The organism is Paraburkholderia sediminicola, from assembly GCF_046030555.1.
Taxonomy (GTDB): Bacteria; Pseudomonadota; Gammaproteobacteria; order Burkholderiales; family Burkholderiaceae; genus Paraburkholderia; species Paraburkholderia sediminicola_E.
This window is the reverse complement of sequence record NZ_JAQQCH010000001.1, coordinates 80,084-97,050: the sequence shown is the minus strand read 5'-3', so window position 1 is coordinate 97,050 and position 16,967 is coordinate 80,084. Positions and strand designations below refer to the sequence as shown.

Below are 16,967 nucleotides of genomic sequence, written 5' to 3'. Positions count from 1 at the left end.
GCCGCTGAAGCGAACTGAGAAAATGCACCTGAAAAACGAACTGCGACGGGGAACGCGATGAGCGGACAAAAACTAAACGTACTCGTGCTGCCGGGCTACCAGAATTCTGGAGCGGGGCATTGGCAGACGCGCTGGGAGGCGCTCGATTCCGCTTTCATTCGCGTGCAGATGCCGGACTGGGACCTTGTGGCGCGCGACGTGTGGTGCCGCACGCTCGACGCCGCGGTGGCCGCAGCCGACTCGCCCGTGGTATTCGCCGCCCACAGCCTTGGCTGCCTGACGACCGCCTTCTGGGCGTCGCAGTACGCGAGCGCTGCCCAGCTCGCGAAGGTGGCGGGCGCGCTGCTGGTGGCCGTGCCCGATCCATCCGAGGCACATTTTCCGCAGGATGCCAGCGGTTTCGCGCCGGTGCCGCTTACGCGCTTGCCGTTTGCGAGCATCGTGGTTGCGAGTAGCGACGATCCGTACGGCAGCGTGCCGTTTTCGCAGACCTGTGCGAGCGCATGGGGTAGCCGCTGGATCGACATCGGTCCGCGTGGCCACATCAATGCCGACAGTGGGCTCGGCGATTGGGACGAGGGGCGGCGCTGGCTGGCCTCGTTGGGCGAGCGGCGGTGAACTCTTCATCACCCGCGCAGCCACACGGTGATTGAGCTGGCACCCTCGCCACGCTGAAAACCGGCGCAGTCCGGGCCTGCCTCAAATCACTGACTGTTCCCGCAGCGTGGCAATCCGAGCCTCGTCGTAACCCAGCACGTCGCGCAGGATGCTATCGGTGTGCTCGCCGAGCATGGGCGGATGGGACAGCGCCTCGGGCGGCGTGCCGGTCATGTTGATCGGATTGCGCACCAGTTTGACCGTGCCGCCCGACGGATGCGGCAGATCGACCCGCATGCCGCGCGCCACCACCTGCTCGTTCTCGAACACTTCGCCCAGATCGTTGATCGGCCCGCACGGCACACCGGCCGCTTCCAGGGCGGTAATCCATTGTTGCTTGCCCTGCAGACGCACCATGTCGGCAAGAATCGGTACGAGAACGTCGCGGTGGCGCACGCGCGCCGGATTGGTCGCGAATCGCTCGTCGTTGGCGAGTTCGGAGCGCCCGCCTGCCTCGACGAACTTGCGGAACTGCCCGTCGTTGCCGACCGCGACGATGATCCAGCCGTCGCTGGTCTGGAAGGTCTGGTAGGGCACGATGTTCGGATGCGCATTGCCCCAGCGCACCGGCGGCTGGCCGCTCGCCAGGTAATTCGAGTTCATGTTGGCCAGCATGGCCACCTGCACATCGAGCAACGCCATGTCGATGTATTGGCCTTCGCCCGTGCGGTCGCGATGCGTGAGCGCCGTGAGCACGGCGATGGTCGAATACATGCCGGTCATCAGGTCGGCAATCGCGACGCCGGCCTTTTGCGGGCCACCGCCCGGCTGGCCGTCGCGCTCGCCAGTGATGCTCATGAAGCCGCCGATGCCTTGTACGATGAAGTCATACCCGGCGCGCTGCGCATACGGCCCGGTTTGTCCGAAGCCGGTCACCGAGCAGTAGATCAGATCGGGCTTCACTTCCTTTAGCGACGCGTAGTCGAGGCCGTACTTCTTCAACTGCCCGACCTTGTAGTTCTCCAGCACCACGTCGCTTTGCGCGGCCAGTTCACGGATGATCCGCTGGCCTTCAGGCGAAGCGATGTCGACGGTGACTGAGCGCTTGTTTCGATTCGCGGCGAGGTAATAGGCGGCCTCGCGCGTGTCGGCGCCTTGCGGTGTTTTCAGGTACGGGGGGCCCCAGTGGCGGGTGTCGTCGCCCACTTCAGGCCGTTCAATCTTGATGACGTCGGCGCCGAAATCGGCGAGCGTCTGTGCGCACCAAGGCCCGGCGAGCACGCGTGTGAGATCCAGCACGCGGATATGACTGAGAGCGCCCATATTCTTCAATGTCTCCTTTATCGCTAAAGCGGCGCGCATGTCGCCGCGGATGTGGGCAATCTTAAGCGATTCCCGCGCGCCGGCGCAGTCAGCCGAACGGCATAGGACGCGCGTCGCGCCTTGCCGTGTCGCTCGCTAACGGGCCAACCGCGGCCAACCGCGGCCAAACCTGGCCAAATGGCTAGCGGGGCAGGGCCGCCGCCGCGCACGGGCGCCGATCCCGTATAATCAGTCGTTTAAGAAACAAACAGTTGGCGCATCCCCATGATGCCGCCGGTAACAGCCAGCGAACTGGCAAACCCGTCCCCCGCACGCTATGAAAGCCGCCGAAATCCGCGAGAAATTCCTCAAGTTCTTCGAATCGAAGGGCCATACGATCGTTCGCTCGTCGAGCCTTGTGCCCGGCAACGACCCGACACTGCTCTTCACCAATTCGGGAATGGTGCAGTTCAAAGATGTGTTCCTCGGCGCGGAATCGCGTCCGTATTCGCGCGCCACGACCGCGCAGCGCAGCGTGCGCGCCGGCGGCAAGCACAACGATCTGGAAAACGTCGGCTACACCGCGCGTCACCACACGTTCTTCGAAATGCTGGGCAATTTCTCGTTCGGCGACTACTTCAAGCGCGACGCGATCCACTACGCGTGGGAGTTGCTGACGGGCGTGTACCAGCTGCCGAAAGACAAGCTGTGGGTCACCGTCTATCATGAAGACGACGAAGCGCACGACATCTGGGCGAAGGAAGTGGGCGTGCCGGTCGAGCGGATCATCCGCATCGGCGACAACAAGGGCGCGCGCTACGCGTCGGACAACTTCTGGCAGATGGCCGACGTCGGGCCGTGCGGCCCGTGCTCGGAAATTTTCTACGACCACGGCCCTGAGGTCTGGGGCGGCCCGCCGGGATCGCCTGAGGAAGACGGCGACCGCTACATCGAGATCTGGAATCTCGTGTTCATGCAATTCAGCCGCGACGCCCAAGGCAACATGACGCCGCTGCCCAAGCAGTGCGTCGACACGGGCATGGGTCTCGAGCGTATCGCAGCGGTTCTGCAGCACGTACACAGCAACTACGAGATCGACCTGTTTCAGGCGCTTATCAAGGCCGCGGGCCGCGAAACCGGCGTGACCGATCTGACGAACAACTCGCTTAAGGTGATCGCCGATCACATTCGCGCGTGCTCGTTCCTGATCGTCGACGGCGTGATTCCGGGCAACGAAGGCCGCGGCTACGTGCTGCGCCGTATCGTGCGCCGCGCGATCCGCCACGGCTACAAGCTGGGCAAGAAGGGTTCGTTCTTCCACCGCATGGTGCCGGACCTTGTCGCGCAAATGGGCGGCGCCTATCCGGAACTGAAGGACGCGGAGCAACGCGTGACCGATGTGCTGCGTCAGGAAGAAGAACGCTTCTTCGAGACCATCGAGCACGGCATGTCGATTCTCGAAAGCGCGCTGGCCGATCTGGAAGCGAAGGGCGGCAAGACGCTCGACGGCGAACTCGCATTCAAGCTCCACGACACCTACGGTTTCCCGCTCGACCTGACGGCAGACGTGTGCCGCGAGCGCGAAGTGGCGGTCGACGAAGCCGCTTTCGACGAAGCCATGGCGCGTCAGCGCGAGCAGGCTCGCGCGGCGGGCAAGTTCAAGATGGCGCAAGGCCTCGAGTATTCGGGTGCGAAGACCACGTTCCACGGCTACGAAGAAATCGTCTTCGACGACGCGAAAGTGATCGCGCTGTATGTCGACGGCGCGTCAGTCAAAGAAGTGAGCAACGGCCAGCAGGCGATCGTCGTGCTCGATCACACGCCGTTCTACGCGGAATCGGGCGGCCAGGTCGGCGACCAGGGCGTGCTGGCTAACGCGAGCGTGCGTTTTGCTGTGGCCGATACGCTGAAGGTGCAGGCGGACGTGGTCGGCCATCACGGCACGCTCGAGCAGGGCACGTTGAAGGTCGGCGACGTCGTGAAGGCGGAAATTGATGCGGTGCGTCGTGCCCGCACCGAGCGCAATCACTCGGCCACCCACCTGATGCACAAGGCGCTGCGCGAAGTGCTCGGCTCGCACGTGCAGCAGAAGGGCTCGCTGGTCGATGCGGACAAGACCCGTTTCGACTTCGCGCACAACGCGCCGATGACCGACGAGCAGATCCGTCAGGTCGAAGCGATCGTCAACGCGGAAGTGCTGGCGAATGCGCCGGGCATCGTGCAGGTCATGCCGTTCGACGAAGCAGTGAAGGGCGGCGCGATGGCGCTGTTCGGCGAAAAATACGGCGACGAAGTGCGCGTGCTCGACCTCGGCTTCTCACGCGAGTTATGCGGCGGTACGCACGTGCGTCGTACGGGCGACATCGGTTTCTTCAAGATCGTGATGGAAGGCGGTGTGGCTGCCGGTATTCGTCGCGTGGAAGCAATCACGGGCGATAACGCCGTGCGCTTCGTCCAGGATCTCGATGCGCGGATCAATGCGGCTGCGGCCGCGTTGAAGGCGCAGCCGTCGGAGCTGACCCAGCGGATCGTGCAGGTGCAGGATCAGGTGAAATCGCTGGAGAAGGAACTGGGCGCACTGAAGTCGAAGATGGCTTCGAGCCAGGGCGACGAGCTTGCCGGACAGGCGATCGAAGTGGCAGGCGTGCATGTGTTGGCTGCCACCCTCGAGGGCGCGGACGTGAAAACGCTGCGCGAGACGGTCGACAAGCTGAAGGACAAGCTGAAGAGCGCGGCGATCGTGCTGGCCTCGGTCGAGGGCGGCAAGATAAGTTTGATCGCCGGCGTGACGGCGGACGCCAGCAAGAAGGTCAAGGCGGGCGAACTGGTCAACTTCGTTGCGCAGCAAGTCGGCGGCAAGGGCGGCGGGCGGCCGGACATGGCACAAGCTGGCGGTACCGAACCGGCGAATCTGCCGGCAGCGCTGGCAGGCGTGAAGGGTTGGGTCGAAGCCCAGCTTTGATTCGGATCTGATTGGGCCATGCGGGGCGCTGGTGGTTTTTGCGTCCCGCGTGGCCCAAGTTGTTTTTGTCCTGGTGCGTCTTGGCGTGCATCAATCCGGCCGGGCGGCGGCGCAACGGATTGTCCTTTGCGATGTCTGCCTTCCCCTGCAACGGTTGTAGGTGACCAGGGCAGCATTCGCGGCAAGCAGGCCGATTGCGGTAGCGGTGTTAGCGTTCTCCGCCACGCGGGCAAAACGTCAAGCCACGCCTACCGGTTCACCGGCAGGTAACTCCACCGCATCCTCTCCCGCCACAAGCGTTTGCCGCAGCGCATTGAGCGCGGACGAGAAATGCCCTCGTCGCCAGACGAGAAGCGTCTCGATCACGCCGATATCGGGAAGCTCATGAACGGCGATATTGCGCGTATCGGTTTGCAGATCGAGCACTGATCGCGGTGCCACGGCCACGCCCGCGCCGGCAGCGACACAAGCCACGATCGCATGGTACGAGCCGAGCTCCAGAACGCGAGCCGGCCTCACGCCATGCTCCAGATACCACTTCTCGATGTACGTCCGGTAAGCGCACCCGCGCTCGAACGCGATCAACGTCGATAAAGCAATATCCCGCACTTCGTGAATCGGCCGATGGCCTCGCGGCGACAGCATCACCAGTTCTTCGCGGAAAACCGGCACCGTCTCGAACAATTCACCGAGCGCGGCAGGATCCAGTGGCCTCGCCACCAACGCCGCATCCACTTCAAATTCGCGGACCCGCTCGATCAGCTTGCCGGTCGTACCGGTTTCGAGTTCCAGCGCGACATCCGGCCACTGCTGGTGGTAACGCGCGAGCAATCCGGGCAGACGCGTCGCCGCGACGCTTTCCATCGTACCCAAACGCAGGCGCCCACTCGGACGATCCTCGCGCACCGCATGACGCGCCTCGTCGGCGAGCGCGAGCAGACGCTCCGCGTAGGGCAGCAGCGTTTCGCCAGCCGGCGTCAAAACGAGGCGCCGGCCGTCGCGGATGAACAGGTCGGTGCCGAGTTGCTCCTCGAGTTGCTTGATGCGCGTCGTCACGTTCGATTGCACGCGATTGAGCTTGGCAGCGGCGCGCGTCACGCCGTTTTCCCGCACGACAGCCCGAAAAATGGTCAAGGCGGCCAGATCCATAGATCTCTCCTGGCGATGGTTGGTATTCTAATTATTCATTTTTCGTGATCGAAAGGTCAAGCTAATATGGATTCAAGATGCCGGTGACTGTCGGCCCGATTCCATTTCCGGTTTGCTCATGAACGATCTCGCTTCCAGCACGCACGAAACCCCTGCAGAACGTCATGCCGCCCGCCGGGCGGCGCTTGCCTGCATGGTGACCCTGGCCGTGGTGCTGGGTATCGGACGTTTTGCATTCACGCCGCTTTTGCCGCTGATGCTTCACGGCAGCAGCTTCGGTCAGCCGCAGATCGATATCCAGCACGGTGGCTGGCTTGCGTCGTTCAACTACGCGGGCTATTTCGTTGGTGCGGTCACCTGCGCGGCGCTGCGGGTCGAGCCAGCGCGCATGGTGCGCGCGGGGCTAGTTGCAACGGTCCTGCTGACGCTGGCAATGGGCGTAACCAGTCAGTTCTGGGTGTGGGCCGTCGTGCGCTTTGTCGCCGGCGCGGTTAGCGCCTGGACCTTCGTGTTCGTCTCGCAGTGGGGCTTGCGGCGGCTTGCCGAACTCGGCGCGCACGGCTGGAGCGGCGTCATCTATGCAGGCCCGGGCGTGGGCATCGTCGGGACGGGGTTGCTGGTCAGTGCTGCGGGCGGCTACGGCGCGACGGTGGGTTGGATTGGCTTCGGGCTCATTGCGGCGGCACTTACGATCATGGTTTGGTCTGTGTTCGGGACCGTGACCGATCGCACCCCGGGAGGCGCGGCGCCCGCCACGGACGGGGCAACCACCGCCGCTCATGCGAGTCAGCGCTCATCCGCAGGCCAACTTTCCCCCGCAACCCGCCCCGCGCACCGGGCCGACGCCTTCTGGCTGATCCTGCTCTACGGCGTGCCGGGCTTCGGCTACATCGTCACCGCGACGTTCCTGCCGGTGATCGCGCGTCACGCGCTGCCGGGCTCGTCCTGGCCCGATCTGTTCTGGCCGATGTTCGGCGCGGCCTTGATCGTCGGGGCATTGCTCGCGGCGCGTCTGCCGGTGCATTGGGACAACCGCATGCTGCTTGCCGGTTGTTACGTGCTGCAAGCCGCGGGTATTGCGCTCGGCATCGTCTGGCCCACGGCGGGCGGCTTCTCGCTCGGCAGCATCCTGATTGGTCTGCCATTTACCGCGATCACCCTGTTCGCGATGCGCGAGGCGCGGCATCTGCGGGGCGACAAGGCGGCCGGCCTGATGGGCTATGCGACCGCGGCGTACGGCGTCGGTCAGATCGTCGGCCCACTGGTGGCCGCGCCGATCGCCGAACACACCGGGTCCTTTTCGCCGGCTTTGTGGCTGGCAGCGGGGGCGTTGCTGCTGGGCGCGGCCGGTCTGGTCATCGTCGCACGCATGCCGCGTGGCCGCGGCCGCATGCCCGATTGCGGCTGCAATTAACGGGCTTTCCGGGCGACGCACGCTGACGCGTATTTGCGACGACCGGCACCCGCCACCCGCGAGGCAAATACCAAACCGAAAAACAAATAACCCCCCGGCGCACTAAAATGACCGCTTTCCCGTCATCTCAGTGCGCCTGTCGCCGGGCGCGCCGCCAGCCATGCAACATTTCGCGTCCGACAACTACGCCGGCATCTGTCCCGAAGCCCTCGCGGCGCTGATCACCGCCAACAGCAGCGGCCACGAACCCGCTTACGGCGACGACTCATGGACCAACCAGGTGTGCGACCGCCTGCGGGATCTGTTCCAGACCGATTGCGAAGTGTTTTTTGTGTTCAACGGCACGGCCGCCAATTCGCTGGCGCTGGCGTCGCTGTGCCAGTCGTATCACTCGGTGATCTGCCATGAACTCGCGCACATCGAAACCGATGAATGCGGCGGCCCGGAATTCTTCTCCGGCGGCTCGAAGCTGCTGACCGCGCCGGGCGTCGGCGGCAAACTCACGTCGGATGCGATCGAAGCGGTCGTCACGCGTCGCGCCGATATTCACTACCCAAAGCCGAAGGTCGTCACGCTGACCCAATCGACAGAAGTAGGCACCGTCTACACCGTCGAGGAAGTGCGCGCGATCGCGGCGATCGCCAAGCGGCGTCATCTGAAAGTGCACATGGACGGCGCGCGCTTCGCGAACGCGGTCGCGGCGCTCGACGTGCATCCGTCCGAGATCACGTGGCGCGCGGGCGTCGACGTGCTGTGCTTCGGCGGCACCAAGAACGGCTTGCCGGTCGGTGAGGCCGTGGTGTTCTTCGACCGCGCGCTCGCCGACGATTTCGCCTACCGGCTGAAGCAGGCCGGCCAGCTCGCCTCGAAAATGCGTTTCATCTCCGCGCCATGGCTCGGTCTGCTGGATAACGACGTCTGGTTGCGCAATGGGCGTCACGCGAATGCGATGGCGGAATTGCTGCAAACGCGGTTGCAGGAAATTCCCGGCGTGAGCATCATGTTTCCGAGAGAATCGAACGCGGTCTTTGCGCAGTTGCCCGCGCAAGCCGCCAAGGCAATGCGCGCACGCGGCTGGAAGTTCTACGAGTTCATCGGCGCGGGCGGTTGCCGCCTGATGTGCGCCTGGGACACACAACCGGAAACCGTCGAGCGTTTCGCCGCAGAGGTGCGCGACTTATGCATGGCCTGAAATCGCATCGACTGCGCGCCTGAACCAGCCTTGAACGGTGAACCTGAAGCTGAAAGCAGGCGTTGGAACAAGACGCACAAACAAGACTACGCACCACGCGCTGTGCCAGCCGCAGCACGACATTCAACACTGAGCAAAGTCACACACAAAACAGAAGAGACGACCCACTCGCCATGACCGAATACCAATTTTGCCCGCGCTGCGCCACGCCTTTGATCGAGCGCCCGGATGCCGAACACGAAGGCGGTCGGATCCGCCAGACCTGTCCCGATACGGAATGCGGCTACGTCCATTGGAACAATCCGCTGCCGGTGGTGGCCGCGATCGTCGAGTATGAAGGCAAGATCCTGCTCGCGCGTAACGCCGCATGGCCGGAAGGCATGTTCGCGCTGATCACCGGTTTTCTGGAAAACGGCGAGACCCCGGAAGAGGGCATTGCCCGCGAAGTGCTGGAAGAAACCTCGTTGCACGCGGAGACGGTCGAGTTGATCGGCGTGTACGAATTCATCCGCAAAAACGAACTGATCATCGCGTATCACGTGAAGGCGTACGGGACGATCGCGCTGTCGCCGGAATTGCTCGAATACCGGCTGATTGAACCGGCCAAACTGCGTCCATGGCGTGCGGGCACCGGCCAGGCGCTCGGCGAATGGATGCGGCGGCGCGGCTTGCCGTTCGAGTTTGTCGAAAAGCCAGGGCAGTAAGCTTGGCCAATGAACTGGCCCATGACCTTGCGCGCTGAGACGAGCGCGGCATGGCTTGAATCTTCTATCTGACCACTACGCCACGTCACGATGAACAAACCCGCACCCGCCACGCGCAGCGCCTATCCGCATTTTCTGCCGATCACCACACGCTGGATGGATAACGACGTCTACGGCCATGTCAACAACGTCGTCTATTACAGCTACTTCGACACGGTGGTGAACGAGTATCTGATCCGCGCGGGCGTACTCGACTTCGAGCACGGCGCGACGATCGGCCTCGTGGTTGAGACGCATTGCAATTACTTCGCGCCGCTAGTGTTTCCCGAGCGGATCGAAGCGGGTTTGCGAGTGGTGCGGCTCGGTACATCGAGCGTGCGTTATGAGGTGGGCCTCTTTAAGGAAGGTGAGGATCAACCCGCCGCTCAGGGCCATTTTGTGCACGTGTATGTGGATCGCGCCACGCGTCGTCCGGTGACGCTGCCCGCCGATTTGCGCGCGGCGCTTGAACCGCTCACTGTCGCTGTGCAGGCGGAATAGGCGCGTGCAGTCGTTCGTCATCAATCTGCTTAACGGTGTCAGTTACGGCCTGCTGCTGTTCATGCTGTCGGCGGGTTTGACGCTGATTTTCAGCATGCTCGGTGTGCTGAATTTCGCGCACGCGAGCTTCTATATGCTCGGCGCGTATGTCGGTTTTTCGGTGGCCGCGCACGCGGGTTTCTGGAGTGCGCTGGTGATCGCGCCACTCATTGTCGGCTCGATCGGCGCGGCGCTGGAGCGCTGGCTGCTGCGCCGCGTGCGTGTACACGGTCATCTCCCCGAGTTGCTGCTGACTTTCGGCGCGGCGTATCTGCTTGGCGAGCTGGTCAAGCTCGGCTGGGGTTTGAGCCCGCTTGGTGCAACTGTTCCTGCTGTGCTCGACGGTCCGCTGTTCACGGTCTATGGCGCGGCGTTTGCACGTTATCGGGCTTTCATGATGGCCGTGTCGCTGGCGATGCTGGCGGTGCTCTACGCGGTGCTGCGCGTGTCGAAGGCGGGATTGATCGTACGCGCCGCACTTACGCATGCGAGCGCTGTCGAGGCGCTCGGCCACAACGTACCGCGTGTGTTCACCGGCGTGTTCGCGGCGGGCACCGCGCTCGCCGCGCTGGCCGGCGTGATCGGCGCGCCGCTTTTCGTGATCGAACCGGCAATGGCCGAATCGCTCGGCTCGATCGTGTTCGTGGTGGTCGTGATCGGCGGCTTGGGTTCGTTGAGCGGGGCGCTGGCGGCGTCGCTGATCGTCGGGTGCGTGCAGACCTTCGCGGTGGCGAGCGACGTGTCACTAGGCGATATCACATCGGTATTCGGCGGGGCGTTGCCGGCCGAATGGGACGCGCTCACGCTTGCGCAACTCGCGCCGCTGATTCCCTATCTGCTGCTCGTCGCGATGCTGGCGCTGCGCCCGCGCGGACTGTTCGGACGGCGTGACGATCATGCGTGAGCCGCGCGAGAAGTCCACGGTTCCTGCAGCCACGATTCGCTCGATGTTGCGAATGTTCGCGCCGTGGCTCGCGCTCGTCCTGTTCCTCGCCGTGCCGCCCTTTGTCTGGTCGCAAAGCTGGCTGCTCGCCTATCTTGCGCAGACCGCGACGATGATCGTGTTTGCGCTCTCGTACAACCTGCTGCTTGGTGAAACAGGTTTGCTGTCCTTCGGTCATGCCGCTTATTCCGGCCTCGGTGCGCTCATCGCCGCGCAAGTGTTCAACCGCATCGGCGTGCCGCTGGTGCTGCTGCCGTTGATTGGCGGCATCGGCGGCGCGCTGTGCGGGGTGCTGTTCGGTTTCGTGTCGACGCGGCGCGCCGGGACGGCTTTCGCGATGATCACGCTCGGCATCGGTGAACTCGTCGCGGCGGCCACGTGGACGCTGCCCGACTGGTTCGGCGGCGAGGCCGGCGTGCCGATCGATCGCGCGAGTGGACCGATGCTCGCGGGCTGGGGTTTCGGCCCGGCGCGCGAAGCCTATGCGCTGATCGCGCTGTGGTGCGTGCTGGCGAGCGTGGCGATGTTCGCGTTGTCGCGTACACCGTTCATGCGGCTCGCCAATGCCGTGCGCGACAACCCGGCGCGCGCGGCGGCGATCGGCTGCTACCCACGCCGCATTCGCTATGCCGTGGTGGTGATGTCGGCGTTTTTTGCGGGCATTGCTGGCACGCTGGGGCTGATCAATGTCGAACTGGTGTCGACGGAAAGCGTCGGCATGATGCGCTCGGGCGCCGTGCTGATCGCGACGGTGATTGGCGGCACGGCGACGTTTTTTGGGCCGGTTGCGGGGGCGATTGTCCTGACGTTTTTCAGCGTCGCGGTGGCGAGCGTCACGCGGGCGTGGCTGTTCTACCTGGGACTGTTCTTCATCGTGGTCGTGGTCGCCTCGCCGGATGGATTGGCGGGCTTCATACAGCGGCACACGGCACGTGTCGCCGCTTACGGCTGGCGCGTGTGCGGCAAGGCTTATCTATGGGGCGCGGCCTCAGCGGTGCTATGGACGCTCGCCGTCGTGCTCGCGGTGCAGTGGGCTTACGCAGTGCAATTTGGCGCGGACGATGGCGCGGCATTCAAGCTCATCGGCGTGCCGTTTGAGACCGTCTCGCCGCATCTTTGGCTCGGCGTTGTGGTGTTCATGCTGGCGGTGCCTGGGGCACTTGCAGCGCACTACGCGGTGCGCGCGCAAGCACGTCTCGCCGTGCGCGCCAGCGCCACGCCGATCACCGGAGATACGCGATGATTCCAGCCCTCGCGGTCTACGGTATCGAAAAACGCTTTGGCGCCGCGCAGATTCTGCGTGGCGTCGATCTTGCCATCGAGCCTGGCGAGCGCCATGCATTGATCGGCCCGAACGGCGCTGGCAAGTCGACGCTCTTCAATCTGATCGCCGGCGGCGCGCGTCCGAACGCCGGGCGCATCGATCTGTTCGGCGCGGAGATTACGCGTCTCGCGCCGGCCGCGATCACGCGCCGCGGCCTCGCGCGCAGCTTCCAGACAACCAGTGTGTTCGCTCGTCTCAGCGTGTTCGACAACCTGCGCTGTGCGGCCATGCTGGCCGAGCGCGACCGTACGCGTTGGTGGCAGCGTTTCAGCGGTTCACGCACGGTCGATGCGCGCGCCGAGCAGGTGCTCGAAGCAGTCGGGCTGAATGCGCGCCGGCATGTCCAGGCCGGCACACTGAGCTACGCCGAGCAGCGTGCGCTTGACCTTGGCCTCGCGCTCGCGGGTGGCGCGCACACCTTGCTGCTCGATGAGCCCACAGCCGGTATGAACCGCGCCGAAGCCGCACGCGCTATCGAGCTGATTCGCGCGACCACCGCGGGCCGCACGTTGCTGATGGTCGAGCACGACATGGACGCTGTGTTCGCGATCGCCGACCGCATCTCAGTGCTGGTGCAAGGCCGCATCATCGCGACCGGCACGCCGGCGGCGATTCGTGCGGATGCGGCAGTGCGTGCCGCTTATCTTGGCGACAGCTTCCGCACATGAGCACGACCGCCTTGCTCGACATTCGACAGCTGAGCGCCTGGTACGGCGCGAGTCAGGCCCTGCACGGCGTCACGTTGCAGATCGGAGCGGGCGAAGTCGTCGCGCTGGTCGGGCGCAACGGCTCCGGGCGCTCAACGCTGGCGCGCGCGATCATGGGCCTTGTGCGTAGCGAGGGTGAGTTGCGTTTTGCCGGTCATGCAATCGGCGGCCTTCGTCCATTCGAGATCGCCCGTCTGGGAATCGGTTACGTGCCAGAACATCGCGATGTCTTTCCGACGCTAAGCGTCCACGAGAATCTTCAACTCGGTGTGGCGCCGCGTGCTCGCGGGCGCACACCGCGCTTTGCCTTTGACGACGCGTACGAACTGTTCCCCGTCCTGCGCGAAAGAAAGCGCACGCGCGCCGGCGCGTTATCGGGTGGCGAACAGCAGATGCTGACGCTCGCCCGGGCATTGCTCGGCGACCCCGACCTGCTGGTTATCGACGAACCCGGCGAGGGCCTGGCCAGCCAGGTGATGGCGCAGGTCGCGCACTGTCTGCGAATGCTGCGCGATCGTGGTGTGGCGATGCTGCTGATCGAACAGCGGCTCGTGATTGCGCAAGACATCGCCAGCAGGGTTGCGGTGATGGGACATGGCGAAATTGTCTTCGACGGCGCGCTGGCGTCGTTTTTGAAGCGCCCGGACGTGATGCAGGAATGGCTCGGCGTGGGTTAGTCGAAATGTAGTGACGCCGCGCGCAACCGCTAGTTCACCGACTTCGCCGTGGGTACCACCGGAATCAACACGTCTAACTGAGGTATGCGCCAGGTAGGCCCGGGTACTTGCGGTGCTCAAACTCGGTTTCCCAAAGCCGAACAGCAGTGTCCCTGGCAGGGATTTCATCGCGTTTATTGCGGCGCCGCATTCGAATTTGCGACCATTTTGCTGTCCTGACGGGCTGTCAGGCAGCGCGCGATGTACGCGCCCCTCGCTTCGCACCGAAATTGCGCTCAAGATGCCGTTTGAATTCCGTTGCGCCTGGACCGCCTAAGCCCGATGCATGGGGCTTTCCAGTAACTTGTTGTAGTGATTCAAACGCTTGATCGTTTGGTGAGCGTCCTCCAGAAATCTTGTCGGCAGCGCGCCGACAAATACAGACAATCAGGTCAAAGGCGCGCAACGGCGGCACGGTGTTTAAAGCCGACGTATGTGCGACAGACCATGCCGTGCCGGACGCGCGCAAGACGCGCTGCGGCTTCAGGAGGAGACATCATGAAACAGACAGGCGCATTGCGCGAAAAATCGGCTGACGGCGTGCGGGCGGAGGTCTCGCTACGACCGCTTCACAGGATGCTGCCGCTTCCCATGTCGCCATCGTCGCTCGGTGAAACGTGGCGCGCACGTGCAGGTGCAGGTGCCGTGCTGGTGACGGCCGCGCTGTTGATGTCCGCATGCGCCGATGCCAGTTCGACGACGAGCGACGCGGCGTCCGCACCGTCGACACAAACGAACGCGGTGACCAACAACGACAGCTCGCCGACCGCAAAATCGCAGCCGGATGCAGGGCTTACCGCCAACAGCACGAACGGTGCTGCCGCCGCCACCGCGAGCGCCGCTCAACCCGCCTCCGCATCGCGCCCGGCACTCGAACTCGCCAAGGCCAAACAGCTCGCTGCCGAACAGAGCGTCGCCGGACGTGTGCCATCCGCGAGCGGCATGACCGAGAAACGCAGCCGTTCGTTGACGCTGCGCGATTCCGGCATTGACGGTTCGTTGATGTTCGCGCGCGATGTCGACTTTCGCGTGACCGGCGACATCGGCTTCATGATTCACGACATGGCGGCAACGCTGACCCCGGCGCATGCCGGTCAGCCGATCGTGTTCGACGATCCGACCAGCGTGACGATCAACGTCCACCGCGGCGACGTTACGCTCGACAGCGCCAAGCTCACCGCGATTTTCAATCGCTATCTGTTCCAGTACCAGGGCTCGCCGCTGCGCAATATGCGTGTCGTGCCGCAAGACGGCGGCACCTTGCGCATCACGGGTGAGATGCATCGCGACACGTGGGTGCCGATCGTGCTGGCCGGCGCGCTGTCGATGCGTAACGCCGACGATCTCGTGTTCCATGCCGATCATGTCGAAGTGGCCGGCGTCGGCGCCGACAAGCTGATGCAGGCCGCGCACGTGAAGATGGCTGACCTGCTGAAAGTGGACACGCCGATTGCGCGTCTCGACGGTGACGACGTTGTGATGCAGGTGGCCAAACTCACGCCGCCGCCCGCGTTGCGCATGACCATCACCCATATCGACACCAGCGCTGCGGGCGTGCGCTTTACGCTCGACGACCATACGGTGCAGAAGATCGACTGGCCCGCGACGATGCCGCCGCGCGGCATGCTAGTGCAGGGCGGCGACGTGAAGTTCATGCGTTCGATGCCGATGAACATCGACATGGCGCTAACGCCGCTTGATACGAACGCGCCGTTCGTGCTGGACCTGTATCACTATCGCGACCAGATGGCGGCCGGCTACTTTACCTTCGACGAAGCGGGTGCTTTGGACGTGCATCTACCGTCATATCCGACGCTAGCCAGCGCTGCGAAAGATGCGCCGACGCAGACGGGTAGCGCGAGCGCGCGCTTTAACGACAGCTTCATTCGCGCGCAGCAGGCGTCGCTCGCACAGGCGCGTCTTGTGTGGCAACACGTGCCACCGACTTTGCGGACGGCGTCGGTTGCACGCGCGATCCCGGTCGGCACACGCGCGGCGTTTTCCGGTCAGAGCATGGCGACGCCGGGCTCCGCGATCAGCGACGAGCGGCACTCGTCGGGGCCTGCGCCGTTGATTCACGTCGAGAATGTCGATTTCTACGTATCGGGCCGAATCGGCTTTCATGTCCGTTCGCTGGATGCGCAGATGGTGCCGAAGAAGCCGGGTCAACCGGTCGATCTCGACGATCCGGACCAGTACGACATCCGCATCATCGGCGGCGAAGTAGTGGAGCCGTGGCCGGCGATGGCGGCGTTGTTCAACGATTATCTGCTCGACTACGAGCCGCGTTCACTGAACGATTTGCAATTAAAGCCGGTGGATGGGAAGTTGGAGGTGACCGGCGGGATCAAGTTGTGGAATCACTTTCCAGGTGTGTGGCTGCCCACGACGATGAACGGCACGATCGTGGCCAAGGATGAGCGGCACCTTGTGTATGAACCTACTTCGGTGAAGGTGTTGGGGGTGCCGCAGGCGGGGTTATTGCGGGCGCTGGATATTCCGTTGGCGTCGTTGACGCCTTTTACGCGCAAGGGTGTTGCGTTGAAGGGTAACGAGTTGGTGTTCGATCAATATACGGTGTTTCCGCCGCCGGTTTTGCAGGGGCGACTGGCTAGTGCCACCGTGACGGATGAAGGATTGGTGTTGAAGTTCAAGCGCGATAGTTCTGTTGCTGCTGCGAGGCCGCCTGCCGGCGCTGGGAAGAGTTTTGTCTGGATCGAGTCCGGTGATGTGAAGATGTTTAATTCGTTGGTCACGAATGCCCGGACTTTTATTAAGGATAGTTCTAATCCTGGGGTGATGAAGTTTGACCTTTATGGGTATCGGAGGGATGTTGCCCGGGGGACTGTGAGGATGGGGGAAGATGGGGGATTGGATGTTGATTTGGCCGCCAGGAAATAGCGGAGGGTTTTTGCCTGCGCGGCGCGTTTTGATTGCCTGTGGCGGTGGGGTTTGTTGGTTTTGTTTGCCTTCGCGGCGCTTGGTGTCTGTGTTTTTATGGCGTTGGCCTTTCCTTGTTTTCTTATTGGTTTATTAGTGTCGCCCCTGTGCGGGGCGGGCACTTACTTCTCTTTGCCGGCCGGCCGCAAAGAGAAGTAAGCAAGAGAAAGCGGCTCACACCGCTAATTCTTAAGCGGGTCCCCCGCACAGTCGCGGTAGTGGCACATCTGGAATCTGTGCCCTCGCACATTCGACGTTCCTGACAAGGGCGCCATACTTCCGGCGGCGCTGCGCGCGCCGACGCGCACTCCTTAGAACCGATCGCCGCGTTTTCGCGCTCGCGCTCCATTCTGCCCCCGCCGAGGCGAAGCCGACGGTGCCCACTCCGCTCAAACGAAGCCCTTGGTTTCCCAGGGAGTGCCGCCGTCGCCGAGGCGA

General features: G+C 63.7%; 13 protein-coding genes. 11 read left to right on the top strand and 2 right to left on the bottom strand.

Annotated features, from left to right (window positions below):
* The first annotated feature begins 57 nt into the window (after positions 1-57).
* Positions 58-618, top strand: coding sequence for an RBBP9/YdeN family alpha/beta hydrolase (locus PQQ52_RS00400; protein WP_408205820.1), 561 nt, complete (start codon positions 58-60; stop codon positions 616-618).
* Between the two features lie 81 nt (positions 619-699).
* On the opposite strand, the gene PQQ52_RS00395 is transcribed toward PQQ52_RS00400, so the two are convergent.
* Complete coding sequence (locus PQQ52_RS00395) at positions 700-1,920, bottom strand: CaiB/BaiF CoA transferase family protein (protein ID WP_408205818.1); 1,221 nt, start codon at positions 1,918-1,920, stop codon at positions 700-702.
* A gap of 316 nt (positions 1,921-2,236) precedes the next feature.
* On the opposite strand from PQQ52_RS00395, the gene alaS reads away from it, so the two are divergent.
* On the top strand, positions 2,237-4,861 hold the full coding sequence (gene alaS, locus PQQ52_RS00390) for an alanine--tRNA ligase (RefSeq protein ID WP_408205816.1): 2,625 nt from the start codon (positions 2,237-2,239) through the stop codon (positions 4,859-4,861).
* A gap of 237 nt (positions 4,862-5,098) precedes the next feature.
* Here alaS and PQQ52_RS00385 read toward each other — a convergent pair whose 3' ends face one another.
* Positions 5,099-6,010 (bottom strand): LysR family transcriptional regulator, encoded by a 912-nt coding sequence (locus PQQ52_RS00385; RefSeq protein WP_408205814.1) that lies wholly within the window; start codon positions 6,008-6,010, stop codon positions 5,099-5,101.
* A gap of 118 nt (positions 6,011-6,128) precedes the next feature.
* On the opposite strand from PQQ52_RS00385, the gene PQQ52_RS00380 reads away from it, so the two are divergent.
* From PQQ52_RS00380 to PQQ52_RS00340, 9 genes are all read left to right on the top strand, one after another.
* A complete protein-coding gene (locus PQQ52_RS00380; protein ID WP_408205812.1) occupies positions 6,129-7,424 on the top strand; it encodes a YbfB/YjiJ family MFS transporter in 1,296 nt (431 codons plus the stop codon).
* Positions 7,425-7,584: 160 nt separating this feature from the next.
* Entirely contained in the window at positions 7,585-8,616 is a 1,032-nt protein-coding gene (locus PQQ52_RS00375; RefSeq protein WP_408205810.1) for a threonine aldolase family protein, read from the top strand.
* Positions 8,617-8,789: 173 nt separating this feature from the next.
* A complete protein-coding gene (locus PQQ52_RS00370; protein ID WP_408205808.1) occupies positions 8,790-9,320 on the top strand; it encodes an NUDIX domain-containing protein in 531 nt (176 codons plus the stop codon).
* Between the two features lie 90 nt (positions 9,321-9,410).
* On the top strand, positions 9,411-9,860 hold the full coding sequence (locus PQQ52_RS00365; RefSeq protein WP_408205806.1) for an acyl-CoA thioesterase: 450 nt from the start codon (positions 9,411-9,413) through the stop codon (positions 9,858-9,860).
* 4 nt (positions 9,861-9,864) lie between these two features.
* Complete coding sequence (locus PQQ52_RS00360) at positions 9,865-10,803, top strand: branched-chain amino acid ABC transporter permease (RefSeq protein ID WP_408205804.1); 939 nt, start codon at positions 9,865-9,867, stop codon at positions 10,801-10,803.
* Positions 10,796-12,085, top strand: a complete 1,290-nt coding sequence (locus PQQ52_RS00355) for a branched-chain amino acid ABC transporter permease (RefSeq protein ID WP_408205802.1) — start codon at positions 10,796-10,798, stop codon at positions 12,083-12,085. Before PQQ52_RS00360 ends, PQQ52_RS00355 begins: the two co-directional genes overlap by 8 nt.
* On the top strand, positions 12,082-12,834 hold the full coding sequence (locus PQQ52_RS00350; protein WP_408205800.1) for an ABC transporter ATP-binding protein: 753 nt from the start codon (positions 12,082-12,084) through the stop codon (positions 12,832-12,834). Before PQQ52_RS00355 ends, PQQ52_RS00350 begins: the two co-directional genes overlap by 4 nt.
* Positions 12,831-13,550: an ABC transporter ATP-binding protein gene (locus PQQ52_RS00345; RefSeq protein WP_408205798.1), complete on the top strand. Its 720-nt coding sequence runs from the start codon at positions 12,831-12,833 to the stop codon at positions 13,548-13,550. The genes PQQ52_RS00350 and PQQ52_RS00345 overlap by 4 nt, the downstream gene beginning before the upstream one ends.
* A 630-nt stretch (positions 13,551-14,180) precedes the next feature.
* The gene (locus tag PQQ52_RS00340) at positions 14,181-16,490 is read left to right on the top strand and encodes a hypothetical protein (protein WP_408206751.1); all 2,310 of its coding nucleotides are present in this window, start codon (positions 14,181-14,183) and stop codon (positions 16,488-16,490) included.
* The last annotated feature ends 477 nt before the right edge of the window (positions 16,491-16,967 follow it).